Origin of the sequence: Cellvibrio japonicus Ueda107 (assembly GCF_000019225.1) — a bacterium.
Taxonomy (GTDB): domain Bacteria; phylum Pseudomonadota; class Gammaproteobacteria; order Pseudomonadales; family Cellvibrionaceae; genus Cellvibrio; species Cellvibrio japonicus.
Map to the genome: position 1 here is coordinate 4,305,826 of NC_010995.1, position 15,815 is coordinate 4,321,640.

A 15,815-nucleotide genomic window follows, 5' to 3' on the forward strand; every position below is an offset into this window, starting at 1 on the left:
AGGAGTAAGCAAATGGAAGCTTATCAATTCCGTTTTTTGTCTGAAGAAGAATTATTAATAGTATCCGGTGGTTTAACTGCAGCAGAGGAGGCCGAAAGGGAAGCGTTACGTCGCCAACAAGAGCAAAATCGTCCTGTTGAAGAAGTTACAGTGACTGGTTACCGAATTCCCTCAGATGGTAATCATATAAGCTACGCGGATTATGCAAACATGATGCATGGCAGAGCAAATGCCAGTATGACTATAGGTAATGGGAAGGGTGGAGTAACTATAGGGGGAGACAAAGGAGTCTATATACCACCAATGTCAAGTTATATGTCTTATATGCAAGGGCAAAAAACAAGTGATTCGGGGTGTCAAACTTGCCATTATTAAGTAACTAATCATTATGGTCACTCAGTAATTATATGAGTGACCATAATGCAATGGAAAATTGAAAAAATCATATATCACCGCCGTTTAGGTGGGAGACTTTTGAAATATTAATGGATACCGGTGTTTCATGAGGGAGCCTTCTTTAGATAATTATCTGCTACGACCAGTTCAATTTAAGACATGCAAAGTCGAAGATTCAACACTTTTATGGAGAATCGATGATCCTCAATACTGGAACGATTTAAAACTTATATCGCCTGAAACATTTCTTGAGCGTTATTCTTACGCAAACAATAAGAGTCCCTCCTTTGTCGATATAAAATTTGATAAAAATAAAGTGAAGCATCTCACTGCGGAGCAGTATGGCGGTGATGGAGTATCAAAAAACGGAGGTGGGGCAAGGTGCGGAAACATTGATTGCTTTCAACTGAAAGGAATCGGTGTGAATCCCTTGTTGGGTACTTATGACCGATTTGGAAATTCCAATGGAATTTACTCGGTACATGAGGCGCTACGCGAAATTATCTACACTATGCTATTTGATTACATTTTCCCAGGAAAGGTCGTTAAAATTCTTGGGTTAATCAACTTGGGGGAATCAACCCACGCCGATCCATCATTTGATATCAGGCTTCCTCTAGTTATTTCAGTCAGGGAAAAGTGCGTTAGGCCGGCACATTTTTTCCGGGCTCCTCATTTTGAGCCACGAAAAGAAGATAGGAGTAGAATAGTATCTGATATTGCCAGAGTCAGGTATGCATGGATGCAGCTTTCAAAAGAATTGCCACATCATCAGCAGGCAATCAATTTGATGTATGATTTTCTCTCCACTTCTGCAGAAATGTTTGCCCGAGCATTTATTCACCGATTTGCTCATGGCGCCATATCTCCCTCAAATTTATCCATTACTGGAAAATGGCTGGATTTGACCAACGCCTCGTTTATCAATGGATGCCAAAACTATCAAGCAGCGAAAGATACAATAGCGTTTTCTCGTGAGCTCGATAATGTATTTTTAATTGCCAATCAATTTTTAGTGGAATGTGAAAAGTATTGCCAAACTTCTTTGGAGTATCACAGGGGCCAGCTTTACTTTTATTATTTCACCAGGCTATTGAATGAGAAGTTAAATAATCTTCCTGAATTATTTGGCCTGGATTGCGTTAATCAACAAATATTTCCGCATTTTCATGAAAGACTGCTGACAGAATATACTGCATTTTTAATGTCAAGTATGACGTTATCTGTTGGTGCGCCGGGCCGGGACTTTGACAGCAGCGTATTGGATTATATTGTTAGTCGGTTTCATGAAGCGTCGGCAAGAAAGGGAAATCTGTATCTGATGCTGGAACAGTATTATCACGATAACTTCCCCTCATTTAAAGACTTTGAATCGTCATTGATATTTTGTTTCATTCGCTCGGTTAAGCGAATAATTTACTCAAGGATATTTATGTCAGAACCGGTCCAGAGGACGGTTTATGATTGTGTAGCCCAGCACCATTTTAGAAAAATTAATGAATTGGTCAATCAATATGGCGCTATTTCTAAAGCGATGTTTGATAAGAACGGCGAGCAACAAAAACTTATTGTCATTGATGCTGGATCAACCAGATTAATGTTCGATAAGTTGGCTGGCCATTTTGAATACTGTTCTTTATTTTGCAAAATGCGCGTTATCTCACTCGACAATTTTCACCTAGCGGAGATGAATATTGATGACAATTATGACGGCGTAGTCAAGAAAATTGAGGAAGATAGGCTGTTGATGAAAACGCTAGAAGATTTTTGTTTCAGGTTATCACATCAAAAAATGGAAAATACACATGATGTTTGATGAAAATCAGCATAGGGACTTCTTCTACATGTGCGACATTGCTATGCAGGCCAATGGCGACTCCTCAATGAATGAAACCACGTTCAGTTTCATCAGAAAATCGGTAATAACCAATCATTATCATGTCTTTTATGGTGAGGCCGGACTTCCTGCGGGTTACCTTATTTGGGCAAGGGCTGGCAGGGAAACGATTCTTGGATTTCAACGAACAGGTGATTTTTTTACCTCCCTGGAGCAGTGGAACGAGGGCGGCATATTTTTCATACTGGATATCCGATTTTCTGGCAGGACTATTGGCAAAAACAATCTGGCCGAGTTAAAACAGTTGTTAAGGAAGGAAAGAATTTTTGCCCATATGAAAAACACTATGTTGACCTTGTCCCAAAGGAAAGGAGCATTTCGCAAGAGGGTAAATCCTTTAACATTACTAAAACTCAAGGAAAACGTGTAGCAATGGAGTCGGTCAGTAATCTTCTTCATTTTTCAAAGAAAAACCGCCTCCCCGTTATATTTCAGTCAGAAGCATCTGAGTGTGGGTTGGTATGTGTGCTTATGATCGCTGCTTACTATGGGCATAAAATTGACCTGGCAACAGCGAGAAGTCAGTTTAGTGTTTCATCAAAAGGGTTGAATCTCAAAGGGGTGATAGACATAGCCCAACATTTACATTTGCAGGCAAGGCCAATAAGGGCCGAATTAGCCTATCTGCAAAAAATGAATCTTCCCGCAATCGTGCACTGGAATTTAAACCATTTTGTTGTGTTGTCGAAAATAACCGATGACTATGCCGTCATTCATGACCCGGCAAAAGGGAAGGTAAAACTTAAAATTTCCGATTTTTCATTATCGTTTACGGGTGTTGCAGTCGAGCTATTCCCTACCAATGATTTCAAAAGAAGAGAAGAAGTAACCTCCCTTAAAATTTCAGATTTCTGGTCGAATATGACAGGTCTGAAAAGAAATATTGTGAGTATATTTATTCTCTCGCTTGCCTTACAGCTGTTTGCTATTGCAGCCCCATTACTTCAGCAGGTTGTAGTAGATGATGCGATTTCCAATAAGGACAATGAACTGCTTATTGTTTTATGCATTGGATTTTTTTTAGTCAATTGCTTTCAGCAATTAATAAGTTACCTTCGGTCTAAAATATCGCTTTATTTTACCAATTTATTAGGATTTCAGTTGTCGGCAAATCTGACCCGGCATATGTTGAGATTACCTATCTCTTTTTTCGAAAAGCGAACAATTGGCGATATAACGACACGATTCTCTTCTCTTGGCCCTATAGAGTCGTTATTGACATCAGGATTAATAGCCATCGTGCTGGATAGCGTGATGTTTGTGGTCGCGTTACTCATGTCTTTTTTGTATTCGGCCAAATTAACAATGATTGTTATATGCCTGCTTTTTATTGGCTTTGTCATAGATTTAGTCGTCTTTCCCTATAGGAAATCGATGGAAGAAAAGATAATCGAACTGTCAGCAAAAGAAAGTACAGTGTTTTTGGAAAATATACGGGCAGCGAAAATAATTAAAATATTTGGACAAGAAACCTGTCGGGAAAGAATATGGTTGAATAGAAAAGCAGATTTTAATAATTCCTCAATTGAGCTGGCAAATTTCGATATAAACTTTGGATTCTTTGTGTCATTTTTTGGAATAATTTCATCTGTTATGATGTTGTATATTGGTGCCCAAATGGTAATCAAGGGAGAGTTTACCATTGGGATGCTGTTCGCTTATCAGGCATATTCGGGCCAGTTTTCAGGTCGCCTTTCAGCATTATTCGGACACTTTCTTTCATTTAAAATGCTGAACCTTCACCTGACGCGGTTGTCCGATATCGCCCATCATGAAGCAGAAACAAATACGCTATCGTCTGCTGGTTATACGCAACTGCCTGACAATAAAATTTCTACTGTCAGGTTTGAAAATCTTTCCTTCCGTTATGCCGATAATGAACCCTGGGTTTTGAAGGATGTTAATGTAGAAATAAACGATGGTGATATGCTCGCTTTTGTAGGGCCTTCCGGGCAAGGAAAGTCGACGCTGTTAAAACTGCTGATTGGACTTTTAAAGCCAACAGAAGGCGCAATCTATATCAATAATATTGATTTAACTCGATTGGACCCGAATGAATACCGGAAAATGTTAGGCGTCATCATGCAGGATGATAGTCTTTTATCGGGAACCATCAGGGAGAATATAACCTTCTTTGATCAACAGACTGATGAAGAGGCGTTAACAGAAGCAGCGAAAATCGCTTGCATTGATGGTGATATCCTGAAATTCCCCATGGGATATAACACCTTGGTGGGAGAAATGGGGTCAGCCCTTTCTGGTGGACAAAAGCAACGAATCTATTTTGCAAGAGCGATTTACAGGAAGCCCAATCTTCTCATGCTTGACGAAGGCACGGCAAACCTGGATGTGCCAACGGAGATCGCCATTGCAAACACAATAAAAGCATACGCCGGAATTAGAATTGTCGTGGCTCACCGACCGGCCTTGGTAGAAATAGCATCCAGGGTTTTCCTGGTTGATAACACCAGAGTGATCGAGTTCAAGGAGCGATAAACAATTGAAATTATTCAGAGACGAAGCCATCGAAAACCAAAAAGGTAAGGTGTATGGCGACATCGTTTTATCCGCCCCTAAAATGTATAAATATTACATTGTTGTGATTGTCATATTACTCGTTGTTGCGCTGTTTTTTTTATGGCTTGGAAAATACAACAGAAAAGAAATTGTAAGTGGTTATATTGATCCTGTTGATGGTGTCATTAAAGTAATTGCGGATGAACCTGCGGTTATCGATAAAATTTTAGTGTCCGAAGGAGCGCAAGTTAAGAAGGGAGAGCCATTGATTGTTTTCAACAGGGGAAAATCAACGCTGTCAAATAAAGTGGTATCTGATGAAATAGTTACGTCCTTGCAAAAGGAAATTGATCTTGTCGATCAACTTATTTTGGCTGTTAATCAAAAGTCTGATGCCTCCATACTTCAAACAGAAGAGGCCATTAAGTCACATTATGCAGCCATTAAAAGTCTTTCCTTGGAACAAACGATAATAAATGATGCGATCGGTTTAATTGAAAGAAAGAAAAATAGATTGTTGAAACTGAAAAAATCTGGATTTGTATCAGAAATAGACGTTGAAAATGTCGATCTTGAATATGTCAATCTGGCAATGGAAATTGCCAGGGTAAAAAGAGAGATAACAAACCTGGAAAATCTTATTTCGGAGCGACGCAGGGCACTTGATGTTGAAAGCCAAAACTGGAAGGTTGAAATTCTCAATTTAAATCAACGAAAAGAGGGAATTACCAAAGAACTCATAAACGCTTCGGTTATGAATAGTTACACAGTTCGATCACCCATTGATGGCGTGATTGATAATGTATTTGAAAATGCAGGTCGACAAATTTTCCCTGGGGCGCCTGTATTAACGGTACGTAAAGCTCATGCCGAAATGATTGCAAGACTTATTGTTCCAGTAAAATCGTCCGGTTTAATATCAACAGGTCAGAAAGTTTTTTTACGAATGGATGCATTTCCCTACCAGCGTTATGGTGTGATAAGTGGCACGATCAGGCGTATTTCTACCAGTCCAATGACACCCGGTCAGCTGGAAATGCCTATTACTGTTGGTGAATCGTTTTATGTGGTTGATGTAGAACTGAAGAATGCTCAAAAAAAGGATGGAAATGCCGGACTGATTTTGAAAGTGGGTATGACATTGAAAGCGGAAATTATTATCGAGCGTCATTCCTTGTTATCATATTTATTATCTCCTCTTAAATCCGTTACAAAGCAATATGAGGTTAACCCATCTTGAGTGAGATTAATAAGGTAATGTCGATTGATATGTTTAATGAGTCCCTCATTAATTTTGAGGTCACAAAAATGGAGGAAGCGGAGTTTGTGTGGGCGCAATTTCCTGAAGACTCCACAAGTGGGGCGCCACATTTTTCTTCCGCAAAGGACATCACATCTACTTTTGCCTATGGCATTAAAGGCAATCGCTATTTCGATGAAATTGCATTCAGTGCAAATGATACAAAAAATGCCCAGGCAGAAATATATCCCGGCGGCTCTAATGCAGGGGGCTCAAGATCAGGAAATATAGCGGGTTATCATGTGAAAGGCATGGGCGCCAATCCGTTGCTTGGCGAGGTCGATTATGATTGGTACTCTTATGGAGGTTTGTCATTTTATGAAGCAGCGCTTGAAGCAATAAATACGATTATATTGAATGCTATTCTGCCATATGGGTGTGTAAATTGTTATGCGATCATAAAAACAGGCGATAGAACAGCACTTCATCCAACAGGAAAGTTACTGGATGATAATAGAGGCAAAGGCGCTTTGCTTGTGAGAGAACAATGTTTAAGACCTGCGCACTTTTTCCCCTTGGAAAATTTCGTTCCTGTCGACAGGAATCAATATTTGGTGGAATTCGATCAAGAAAGAGTTTCGTCATTAAGTCAAAAACTACTTAACCTATTGGGTGGAATTGATCGCCTTAATGACTACATCGTTAATTTTTATATCAAGTCGGCAGCCCAATTTTCCACAGCGAAAATATTTAGAATATTTCATGGTGCTATGAACTATTCAAATATTTCATTTGATGGTCGTTGGCTGGATGTGGCTACAACCGCGTTTGTGCAAGGCGGATCCGATTATGGAGTAAACCGACCCCTGCCATCTTTTTACAAAGAACACATATCTCCGCTTAACTATATCAACGTTTTCTACCAGGAAATTGATGGCATCATCCCCAAAGAGATGATAGTTAAAATTTATTCTGCTGAATTGAAAAAACATACGATTCGTTCATTTATTAAAATAATGGGAATAAATAAAGAACCTTCTGAATCCATAGTGGATTTGCCCGTGATATCTGAACTTGCAATGAAATTTTGGGATTGTGTACTGGATGCTAGCGGCAGCTCCGGCGAGATTAATCTACCCATGGTTGTTGATGAAAATGATCCTTCATTAATTCACTTAAAAAGGTTACATCACGATCTTCTATTGTTTACCAAAGATAAAAATAGAACATCCTTGATCAGCGAATTTTATACTGCTTTTTGCAGCCAGATTGGATTGTGCACACACGATGAAGTTTGTGAATTTATTCGTCACTCACTATTGAGATCCAGTCGTCTGATTTACGGCGGCGAATTTTTTGTGGGCGGTAGATTGAGGACATATTTGGATAGCCTAGTGCGAAATGAACCAGAGCATCATGTGGGGCAATTTATTAGTGCGGTTGACGATATATCGAAGTGGGTTTTCAATTTTTCAGAAGAACAGGTAACCCTTTTTAGCTCAACAGCCTGCCGTGTTATTTATTCTGATTCCCGGTTTTACTTTGAAATAAGGGGCTATGTAAAACACGTCAACAATCCTGAAAATGCGTATAAGATTGCTCTTCATATACACAATCAAGATTTAAGCGTCGCTCACTTTTGCTTCAAAAAAGCCTTGCTGAATTCAATCTCTGCTATTGTATAAAATATCGATTTTTATACTTGCATAATGAGCTGTATTTTAATCTGTCATGGCACGACAATACTGTTACTCTGTGTAGCTTTCAAGAAATTAAGTACATACCTCCAATATCAATCAATGGTCTGATCGTCTGTGGGGTTCACTACGACTATATCGTCCTGTACCTAGATGACGATATATCCAGCTGATCTACGCCGCTAGTGATTGCGCCGACCGCGACCGCTGGGTAGACGGGAAAATAGGTTTATTCAGCGTAGGCACACAAGCGTCGAAAGGGAAGTCCTATGCCGATGTGGCGTATTTTCGGGTGACGCCGCTGGTGAAGTAACTGTTTATCATCTTGAGCGACAAGGAAGTCATCACGCGTAACGCGTGATGACGAAAAGGTGATTCGTTGAAACCTATCAATAAAATTAATATTCAGCCCAGCCAATTTTCCAGGCGTAATGCAGCCACTCGTTCAAACTCGCGCAGGTTATTGGTTACCAACACCAAGCCTTCACTGCGTGCATGACCAGCGATATGTAAATCGTTAACGCCTATGGGAGTACCTTGACGTTCCAGCTGTGCACGAATATCCCCGTAATGGGCTGCCGCTTTATTGCCGTAATCCAATACCTGCAAGCGCGATACAAACTCTTCAACCTGGTGGAGATTATGTTCAGGCTTCGCACTTTTTTCCGCACCGTGCAGTAATTCCGCCAGGGTGATACTGCTGATACAAAGCTGACCGGCATGGCGATTAAATGTTTCCAGTGCTTCAATTGGACGACGTTTAATGACGTAGATAACGATATTGGTATCCAGCATATATTTCAGCATCAAAAAGCTTCCCGCTCAGATTGCTCCTGGCTGGCTCGCTCCGTCATAAAATCATCACTGACAGACTCACCACCGAGGAAAAAACTATCCCAGGTTTTATCAGCAGGAGACAGGATACGATCTGGCCCCATTACCCGCACATGTACTTTCTTCACCTCATCAGGAAAACGCACCTCCGCAGGCAAACGCACTGCTTGAGTGCGGTTATTTACAAATACCGAACCTGTTGCCATGACCATATCTCCCGTATTACCTGCACCCGCTCAATTAATATATAGCATAAGTATATAGCACAATATCCCACTAATCCAGCCAAGCTGTCGCCGCACAAGCCTCCACAAACCACCGTAGCGCCTTGCCGTTATTGCCCTTGCGCCAGGCCAAGTACAGGGGTATAGGCGGGCGCGGTACGCTGCAGTCCAGGGCGATCAGGCTGCCGTTGTGCAGTTCATCCGCCACCAGATGTTTGGGCAAAAAGCCCACGCCGACGCCCATGACCTGGGCCTGGATTTTGGCCTGGGTATTGGCCACCCGGATCACCTGGCGACTTTCCAATAATCCTGAGGAGCGACCCGGTGTACTTACGGAAGAGTCAGCAATGACGATGGTGGGAAAGGCCCGGATGGCTGCGGCATCTACCGGCCCCTGGTGTAAACACAGGGGATGGTTGGGCGCTACGGCGAACACAAATTCCACTACCCCCAATTGGCGATATTCAAAAATGCCCTTGGGCAGTTCACCGCTGGCGCCCAGCGCCAGGTCGCAGCGCTCAGCTACCAGCGCATCCCAGGTGCCGCCCAGCACTTCCTCGCTAATGCTAATGGCCACACGCTTATCCAACTGGTTAAACGCGTTGATCTGCAGCAGCAGGGGCGCTAACGGCAGGACGGTATCTTTGGCGATACGCAGCTGGGTTTCCCAACCGGATTCCAGTTGCTGTACCGATTCTTCAATAGCCGTCGCCGCCTGTAACAACTGGCGCCCCTGTTCCAGCAACAGGCGCCCGGCAGCGGTGAGCCGGGCCTTTTGCTTGCTGCGATCAAACAAATTGATGCCCAGGTCGGATTCCAGCTTTTGCACCGTATAAGACAGGGCAGAGGGCACCTTAAACAGCGCCTCGGCCGCGGCACCAAAACTGCCTTTTTTATCGATCATATCCAACACCCGCAGGGCTTCCAGGGTAATGGCGTGGTGCATAGTCATGCCCCCTCAATGTTCAAGAAATTTGAATATACAACTCAAAATCTTCCGCTTTTTTATCCATGGGAACAAGCCTAATCTAGACTGCAAGTGAGGTGCTCAGCACCAACGTTCACACAAAAACCCTTTTCAATGTTCAAGTCCTTTCAAATTTTTTGGAGCAATCATCATGAGCCTGATTAACCGTGTCCTCAGTACCAACAACAGCTTTTCCGCCCTGGCCCTGCGCCTGCCACTGGGCATCATCTTCGCCGCCCATGGTGCGCAGAAACTTTTCGGCTGGTTTGGCGGCTATGGCCTGCAAGGCACCGGACAGTGGATGGCGTCTATCGGCCTTGAACCAGGTGTATTGATGGCCTTCTTCGCTGGCTCGGCGGAGTTCTTCGGCGGTGTTGCCCTGATTATTGGCCTGCTCACCCGTCCGGCCGCGGCGGTACTCGCCATCACTATGGTGGTTGCTATCTTCTCGGTACATATCGGCAATGGCCTGTTTATGAGCAACAACGGTTATGAATTTGGCCTGGCGCTGCTCGCCGGTGCGGTATCCCTCGCCATTTCCGGTGGCGGGCGCGCCAGCCTGGACCGCGTCATCACAAAATAGGCACGTGTGAAAACATGGCGGGCAATGGGGCCCGCCCCCACCACTGGAGGTAGTTATGATCAGTATTCGTCACAGCCAGGAACGGGGCCATGCCAACTTCGGCTGGCTCGACAGCCACCACAGTTTTTCCTTTGGCTCCTATTACGACCCGGCACATATGGGCTTTTCGGCACTGCGTGTAATTAACGATGACCGCGTTGCCCCTGAAGCCGGCTTTGCCACCCACGGTCACAGCGACATGGAAATTATCAGCTATGTGTTGGAGGGGGAAATTGCCCACAAGGATAGCGAAGGCAATATCGCCACCCTGCCTCCGGGTGAGTTCCAGTTGATGAGTGCCGGCAGCGGTATTCGCCACAGCGAGTTCAACCCCTCGCGTGCAACACCGCTGCATTTTTTGCAGATCTGGATCCAGCCCAATGTGTACGGACAACAACCTGGCTACCAGCAAAAAGATTTTGGTCGCAGCCCAGGCCTTACCCTGGTAGTAAGCCCTGACGGTGCCGAGGGCAGTTTGGTGATCAAGCAGGATGCGCGCCTGTATCAACTGCTGCTGGAACCCAACACCCGGGCGCAACTCACCGCCAGCAAAGCGCGCAAATACTATGTGCACCTGGTCGATGGCGAGCTGGACATCGAAGGCACCACCCTGCGCCCCGGTGATGGTGCAAAGCTTGCCGATATCAGCGCGCTGGTCTTAGCCGCCAAGGGGGAAGCCGTTAAGGCTTTGGTGTTTGATTTGCCGTAGCATGATATCCGTGCTACCGTGTTTCCATGATTCTCTCCTTCAAAGACATAGCCACGGAAGACATATTCAATGGCAAATCCACCAAGGCAGCCCGGACAGCATGCCCGCAAGCCATATGGCCAGTGGCACGCAGGAAGCTGGATCAACTGGATTCTGTCATCGCCCTCGATGAACTTAAAATTCCACCCGGAAATCGACTAGAGCAGCTTTCCGCAAACCGCAAAGGACAGCACAGCATTCGCATCAATGATCAATTCAGGCTCTGCTTCACCTGGACAGACACAGGTCCCGACAAGGTAGAAATTACCAATTATCACTAGAGGTTTACTATGGTCCGCATACCTATCAACAGAGAACCTACTCACCCAGGGGAAATGCTGGCTGAAGAATTCCTGCTGCCTATGAATATCACCCAGCGGGAATTGGCTGATGCCATTCATGTACCCTATCAAAGGGTGAACGAATTGGTTAATAAAAAAAGAGGGGTAACCCCCAGCACGGCCTTGCGCTTGGGGCGCTTCTTTGGTGTATCGGCTGATTTTTGGCTGAACTTGCAAGTGCGTTGGGATCTTTACAAAGCACAGCAGGCTGAAAAAACCGAACTCACCAAAATCAAGGATTACCAGCATTTTCGAGAGATCGCTTAACGTAAAAAAACAAACAGGATATTTTTCAGGATTTAGCCTCATAGTGAATGAAGTACATTTCTCGCAATGGAAATAACATTCGTGCCTTTTTATATTTATCTACTGGTTGCAGCAGCACTGATACTTTGGTTAGTACCCGCAACCTTACTGACGCTTAAAGTTTGCAAAATAAAGTCATTGTCTACTGCATTTAAACGTCAGCTAATACTGCCTCTCTGGTTGTTACCTATTGTTGGAAACCTGGTGTGTTATATGGTTTTTGCCAAGGTTGGAACATTAACGCCATTAACAAATGATGAGCGCAAACGCTACTGGCGTGGTTAAGGCAGCAATATCCAACCTACCAACGTCATATAACAATAATCCGTTTAATCCAGCCGCTTTTTAAAACGCAGTGTTGCCGCTGTCATGCCGATGACACTAAACACCAACAGTGCCAGCACATCCGGGGTTAAATCTGTCCAGTGGGCATCGCGCAGGACTACACCGCGGATCATGCGCACATAGTGGGTAGCGGGCAGGATTTCGGCAAGCCACTGCGCTGGCTTGGGCATGGCGGCAAAGGGAAACATAAAGCCGGATAGCAGAATCGAAGGCAGCAGGATAAAGACCGTCATCTGCATCGCCTGCAACTGCGTTTGGGCGCGGGTGGAAATCAGCAGGCCCAGCGTCAGGCTGGATACAATAAATAAAAACGTAATTATCAACAGCGAAACAATATCGGCGGGCAAGGGTACCGCAAAAAATAATCGCCCCAATCCCAGGATAAGGCCCACCTGGAAAAACCCCACCAGGATATAAGGCAGGATTTTACCGATCATTAATTCCAGCGGGCGAATCGGCGTGGTAATTAAAAACTCCATATTACCCTGTTCGCGCTCGCGCACTATGGCCGCCGAGGTAAACAGGATCATGGTCATGGTGAGTATCACAGCAATCAATCCCGGCACTATATTGACAGCGCTGCGCTTTTCCGGGTTGAAATAGTTGACGATTTCAAATGTCGACGAGGGCAGTACCGATACTTGCACACCGCGTATACCTATCGGCCAGTGTTGCAATGCACCTATGGCATTGCTGAGCATGGGGTCAGAGGCATCGGTGAGCCACTGTGCCACCGGGCGCGGATTTTCCACCAGGCTCAACTCATTTACGCGGCGGTTGAAATCCGGCGGAATATACAAGACCGCGCTGATGTCGCCTTGGGTAATGGCGTGTTCCGCCTCTTCCAAGGACATAAACACCTGCTGGAAATCAACTACCTGGCTGGCGCGCAGGTCTTGCACCATCTGCCGCGCCAGGCTGGAGTTACTATGATCCACCAACGCCGCTGGCACATGACGCACATCGGTGTTAATGGCGTAGCCAAATAACAACAACTGTACAAGCGGGATCATCATGATCATGGCGAAAGTGATACGGTCGCGCGCCAGCTGTTTAAATTCCTTGAATAAAATCGCACTGATTCTACTGGCGCTGCGCATAAGCCACTCCTGTGTTGGCAACAAAGACATCCTCCAAACTGGGTCGCACTTTTTCGTAACGGCGCTGTTCGCCAAATAACTGGCGCAGTTCAGCATCGCTATATGTACGCGACTTTTTTAACAACACCCGCAGGCGTGAGCCCAGCTGTGCTGCCGATAAAACAAAATCTTCGTCGAGTAATTGCCGGCGCAGTTCGCGCAATTGCTCGCCGCTAATTTCAACCACCTCGGCATTCATGCGAGCCATCAATTCTTCCGGGCTGCCATCGGCGCGCTTTTCACCGGTTTCAAGGATAGCGATACGGTGGCAGCGCTCAGCTTCGTCCATATAGTGGGTGGATACCAGGATGGTTGTACCGGCATCGCACAGATCGAATAGCCGCTCCCAGAATTCACGCCGGTTTTCCGGGTCTACCGCCGAGGTGGGCTCGTCAAGGAATAACAATTGCGGGCGATGCAAGGTAGCGGCAGCCAGTGCCAGGCGCTGTTTTTGTCCGCCGCTTAACGAACCGGCCATCACACGCTGCTTGTCCAGCAAGTGGTAAAGATCCAGCGCTTCGGCAATGCGCGCTTTAGCGGTGTCATGGATAATGCCGTAGATGCGCGCAACAAAATCCAGGTTTTCACGCACGGTCAGGTTTTCGTAGAGGGAAAATTTTTGCGTCATATAGCCAATATGCTGGCGCAGTTTTTCGGCGTCGCGCGGCAATTCACATCCCAGTACACTTACATCACCACTGGTCGGGGTGAGCAACCCGGTGAGCATGCGAATCGAGGTGGATTTACCACAGCCGTTTGGTCCAAGAAAGCCATAGATGCAACCGCGTGGCACTTCCAAGTCCAATTCGTGCACTGCAAAAAAGTCACCAAAGCGGCGCGAGAGTTTTCTTACCTGGATCGCCAGGTCATTCGCCGTAGTGTTATTCATGGCAGTGGCATCTGCAGGGGGATACCGGTGGGTAAATCACTGGCGTTATCGAGCAATACTTCGCTCACATACATCAACCGCGTGCGCTCGGTTTGGTACAGGGCAAAATGCGGGGTGAAACTGGCCTGCTGGCTAATCAGGCGAATGCGGCCTTGCAGCGGTTGTGCACGACCGTCCACCAGAATTTTTACAGTATCTCCCACTTTATAATGGGCTAGTGAAGGCTCGGGAATAAACAGGCGCGCGTAGGGCTGGGTATCGGCCACCATAATGGCAGCTACGGCACCGGCGGGGACACGCTCGCCCAGTTGCCAGGGAAAATCTTCCAGCACACCATCGCGCGTGGCGCGAATGCTCAAATCTTCCAGGTGTTTTTGCTCCTGCGCCAAGGCCGCCTCGGCACTCTGCACAGCCGCCTGTGCCTGCGCGATGGTCTCCACCCGCGTGCCGGTTTCCAGTTCGCGCAATTGCTGCTGGTAATCGGTGAGCTGCGCATTGGCCAGATCGCGCTCCAACTGCGCCTGGTCGAGATCTGCTGCCGCCACCAGGGATTGGCTGCGCAATTGTTTGATACGTACCCATTGTTTTTCCGCTTCATTAAAATGGGTTTGAGCACCGCTTACCCGCGCACGCGCGCTGGCAACTTGTTCTTCGCGCGAGCCATTTTGGTATTGCAGGAGCGCCGCGCGCAAACGCCCTACTTCCGCCTGTGCCTGTGCAACTCGCGCCTGTTGGCGAGTGGTATCCAACTGCAACAATAAATCGCCCCGCTGTACTGCACTGCCCTTGCTCACGGCCTGTTGCACGATAATTTCGCTGTCGGTGGCCAACAGCGTAAGGCGATCGCGCTCCAGGGTTCCGTAGGCGGAGCGATCTTCCATTTTCTGGCAGGCGGCAAGGCTGGTCAGCAAACCGAGCAGTACCAGCATGTGCCATATCCGTTGAGTCTTCATGTTGATTTACCGGGTCGAGGTTGTAGGGTCGAGGGTTGTATAAGGCGCTTGCAACATGCCGCCACTGAGTAAGGTGCCATTGTGTTGCGCAAACTGCGTGAGGAATTCAGGATTGAGCGAGATAGCCAATTTATTGAGCATGATGGACGGCGCCAGGAAAGGGAATACCGCAAGCGCTATGGTGGATAGCAGTGCCTGGTTGGTGACAATACCATCACGCAATACACCCGGGTTGTTCAGTAATACATGAAAACTTTGTACGGCCTGATCGACAAAACTACCCAATACCCGACTGACGATACGATGCTCAGGCGAGCCGGGATCGTGCAGGGAGCGAAACACCAGCTTGGGTAAATCGGGATTGGGGCCCATCACCTGGTAATACATACCGATCACCGCCGCTATATCCTGTGCCTGGGGCGCACGGGCACGACGGCTGAGTTCCTCAATTATGGGAGCGAGGGTCTCGCGCAATGTGGCTTCAAACAGGCCAGCCTTATCGCCGAAGTAGTAACGGATCATGCCTGCATTCAGGCCGGCAGCCTCGGCAATTTGACGGGTGGAAACCTTGGCGTAACCGCATTTTACAAATAACTGGCGCGCGGCCATCAGCAGGCGCACCCGCGCCGCATGGGTGTCGCTGTCCGGGGCTTTGGGTCTTCCGCGATTCGCTGGCATAGGCAATGGAGAAAAGATGAAT

Annotated in this window: 18 protein-coding genes; 11 read left to right on the top strand and 7 right to left on the bottom strand. The window is 46.3% G+C overall.

Features of this window, described 5'->3' with window-relative positions; genetic code table 11:
* The first annotated feature begins 12 nt into the window (after positions 1–12).
* From CJA_RS17355 to CJA_RS17380, 6 genes are all read left to right on the top strand, one after another.
* Positions 13–375, top strand: a complete 363-nt coding sequence (locus CJA_RS17355; RefSeq protein ID WP_041551758.1) for a hypothetical protein — start codon at positions 13–15, stop codon at positions 373–375.
* A gap of 127 nt (positions 376–502) precedes the next feature.
* The gene (locus tag CJA_RS17360) at positions 503–2,212 is read left to right on the top strand and encodes a hypothetical protein (RefSeq protein ID WP_012489178.1); all 1,710 of its coding nucleotides are present in this window, start codon (positions 503–505) and stop codon (positions 2,210–2,212) included.
* Positions 2,202–2,663 carry a hypothetical protein gene (locus CJA_RS17365; protein ID WP_041551760.1) on the top strand — a complete coding sequence of 154 codons (462 nt, stop codon included), beginning with the start codon at positions 2,202–2,204 and terminating at the stop codon, positions 2,661–2,663. The genes CJA_RS17360 and CJA_RS17365 overlap by 11 nt, the downstream gene beginning before the upstream one ends.
* Positions 2,664–2,665: 2 nt before the next feature.
* The gene (locus CJA_RS17370; protein WP_041551761.1) at positions 2,666–4,789 is read left to right on the top strand and encodes a peptidase domain-containing ABC transporter; all 2,124 of its coding nucleotides are present in this window, start codon (positions 2,666–2,668) and stop codon (positions 4,787–4,789) included.
* Positions 4,790–4,793: 4 nt separating this feature from the next.
* Positions 4,794–6,050: an HlyD family secretion protein gene (locus CJA_RS17375; RefSeq protein ID WP_012489180.1), complete on the top strand. Its 1,257-nt coding sequence runs from the start codon at positions 4,794–4,796 to the stop codon at positions 6,048–6,050.
* Positions 6,047–7,735 (top strand): hypothetical protein, encoded by a 1,689-nt coding sequence (locus CJA_RS17380; protein ID WP_041551763.1) that lies wholly within the window; start codon positions 6,047–6,049, stop codon positions 7,733–7,735. The genes CJA_RS17375 and CJA_RS17380 overlap by 4 nt, the downstream gene beginning before the upstream one ends.
* Positions 7,736–8,152: 417 nt before the next feature.
* Here the strand turns inward: CJA_RS17380 and vapC are convergent, their stop codons facing one another.
* From vapC to CJA_RS17395, 3 genes are all read right to left on the bottom strand, one after another.
* Positions 8,153–8,554 (bottom strand): type II toxin-antitoxin system tRNA(fMet)-specific endonuclease VapC, encoded by a 402-nt coding sequence (gene vapC / locus CJA_RS17385; protein ID WP_041551765.1) that lies wholly within the window; start codon positions 8,552–8,554, stop codon positions 8,153–8,155.
* The gene (vapB, locus tag CJA_RS17390; RefSeq protein ID WP_012489183.1) at positions 8,554–8,787 is read right to left on the bottom strand and encodes a type II toxin-antitoxin system VapB family antitoxin; all 234 of its coding nucleotides are present in this window, start codon (positions 8,785–8,787) and stop codon (positions 8,554–8,556) included. The genes vapC and vapB overlap by 1 nt, the downstream gene beginning before the upstream one ends.
* Positions 8,788–8,857: 70 nt before the next feature.
* Complete coding sequence (locus CJA_RS17395; RefSeq protein ID WP_012489184.1) at positions 8,858–9,751, bottom strand: LysR family transcriptional regulator; 894 nt, start codon at positions 9,749–9,751, stop codon at positions 8,858–8,860.
* A 172-nt stretch (positions 9,752–9,923) separates the two neighbouring features.
* Here CJA_RS17395 and CJA_RS17400 point away from each other — a divergent pair, with 172 nt between their 5' ends.
* From CJA_RS17400 to CJA_RS17420, 5 genes are all read left to right on the top strand, one after another.
* Entirely contained in the window at positions 9,924–10,355 is a 432-nt protein-coding gene (locus CJA_RS17400) for a DoxX family protein (protein ID WP_012489185.1), read from the top strand.
* A 55-nt stretch (positions 10,356–10,410) separates the two neighbouring features.
* Positions 10,411–11,103 (top strand): pirin family protein, encoded by a 693-nt coding sequence (locus tag CJA_RS17405; protein WP_012489186.1) that lies wholly within the window; start codon positions 10,411–10,413, stop codon positions 11,101–11,103.
* A gap of 26 nt (positions 11,104–11,129) precedes the next feature.
* Entirely contained in the window at positions 11,130–11,423 is a 294-nt protein-coding gene (locus CJA_RS17410) for a type II toxin-antitoxin system RelE/ParE family toxin (RefSeq protein ID WP_012489187.1), read from the top strand.
* Positions 11,424–11,432: 9 nt separating this feature from the next.
* Positions 11,433–11,750, top strand: coding sequence for a HigA family addiction module antitoxin (locus tag CJA_RS17415; RefSeq protein WP_012489188.1), 318 nt, complete (start codon positions 11,433–11,435; stop codon positions 11,748–11,750).
* Positions 11,751–11,816: 66 nt separating this feature from the next.
* Positions 11,817–12,074: a hypothetical protein gene (locus CJA_RS17420; protein ID WP_041551769.1), complete on the top strand. Its 258-nt coding sequence runs from the start codon at positions 11,817–11,819 to the stop codon at positions 12,072–12,074.
* 44 nt (positions 12,075–12,118) lie between these two features.
* On the opposite strand, the gene CJA_RS17425 is transcribed toward CJA_RS17420, so the two are convergent.
* Genes CJA_RS17425 through CJA_RS17440 form a run of 4 tightly spaced genes read right to left on the bottom strand, consistent with a single transcriptional unit; the run spans position 12,119 to position 15,793 of the window.
* Positions 12,119–13,234 (bottom strand): ABC transporter permease, encoded by a 1,116-nt coding sequence (locus CJA_RS17425; RefSeq protein WP_012489189.1) that lies wholly within the window; start codon positions 13,232–13,234, stop codon positions 12,119–12,121.
* A complete protein-coding gene (locus tag CJA_RS17430) occupies positions 13,218–14,162 on the bottom strand; it encodes an ABC transporter ATP-binding protein (RefSeq protein ID WP_012489190.1) in 945 nt (314 codons plus the stop codon). Before CJA_RS17430 ends, CJA_RS17425 begins: the two co-directional genes overlap by 17 nt.
* Positions 14,159–15,115, bottom strand: a complete 957-nt coding sequence (locus tag CJA_RS17435; RefSeq protein ID WP_012489191.1) for an HlyD family secretion protein — start codon at positions 15,113–15,115, stop codon at positions 14,159–14,161. Before CJA_RS17435 ends, CJA_RS17430 begins: the two co-directional genes overlap by 4 nt.
* Positions 15,116–15,121: 6 nt before the next feature.
* Positions 15,122–15,793 (bottom strand): TetR/AcrR family transcriptional regulator, encoded by a 672-nt coding sequence (locus CJA_RS17440; RefSeq protein WP_049765492.1) that lies wholly within the window; start codon positions 15,791–15,793, stop codon positions 15,122–15,124.
* Positions 15,794–15,815: the final 22 nt, after the last annotated feature.

Bases quoted from the DNA above. Each gene is read 5' to 3' on its own strand.
- CJA_RS17410 (WP_012489187.1), top strand. From the start codon at position 11,130: ATGATTCTCTCCTTCAAAGACATAGCCACGGAAGACATATTCAATGGC.
- CJA_RS17395 (WP_012489184.1), bottom strand. From the start codon at position 9,751: ATGCACCACGCCATTACCCTGGAAGCCCTGCGGGTGTTGGATATGATC.
- CJA_RS17400 (WP_012489185.1), top strand. From the start codon at position 9,924: ATGAGCCTGATTAACCGTGTCCTCAGTACCAACAACAGCTTTTCCGCC.
- CJA_RS17430 (WP_012489190.1), bottom strand. From the start codon at position 14,162: ATGAATAACACTACGGCGAATGACCTGGCGATCCAGGTAAGAAAACTC.
- CJA_RS17355 (WP_041551758.1), top strand. From the start codon at position 13: ATGGAAGCTTATCAATTCCGTTTTTTGTCTGAAGAAGAATTATTAATA.
- CJA_RS17415 (WP_012489188.1), top strand. From the start codon at position 11,433: ATGGTCCGCATACCTATCAACAGAGAACCTACTCACCCAGGGGAAATG.
- CJA_RS17365 (WP_041551760.1), top strand. From the start codon at position 2,202: ATGATGTTTGATGAAAATCAGCATAGGGACTTCTTCTACATGTGCGAC.
- CJA_RS17435 (WP_012489191.1), bottom strand. From the start codon at position 15,115: ATGAAGACTCAACGGATATGGCACATGCTGGTACTGCTCGGTTTGCTG.
- CJA_RS17440 (WP_049765492.1), bottom strand. From the start codon at position 15,793: ATGCCAGCGAATCGCGGAAGACCCAAAGCCCCGGACAGCGACACCCAT.
- CJA_RS17420 (WP_041551769.1), top strand. From the start codon at position 11,817: ATGGAAATAACATTCGTGCCTTTTTATATTTATCTACTGGTTGCAGCA.
- CJA_RS17370 (WP_041551761.1), top strand. From the start codon at position 2,666: ATGGAGTCGGTCAGTAATCTTCTTCATTTTTCAAAGAAAAACCGCCTC.
- CJA_RS17405 (WP_012489186.1), top strand. From the start codon at position 10,411: ATGATCAGTATTCGTCACAGCCAGGAACGGGGCCATGCCAACTTCGGC.
- CJA_RS17360 (WP_012489178.1), top strand. From the start codon at position 503: ATGAGGGAGCCTTCTTTAGATAATTATCTGCTACGACCAGTTCAATTT.
- vapB (WP_012489183.1), bottom strand. From the start codon at position 8,787: ATGGCAACAGGTTCGGTATTTGTAAATAACCGCACTCAAGCAGTGCGT.
- vapC (WP_041551765.1), bottom strand. From the start codon at position 8,554: ATGCTGAAATATATGCTGGATACCAATATCGTTATCTACGTCATTAAA.
- CJA_RS17425 (WP_012489189.1), bottom strand. From the start codon at position 13,234: ATGCGCAGCGCCAGTAGAATCAGTGCGATTTTATTCAAGGAATTTAAA.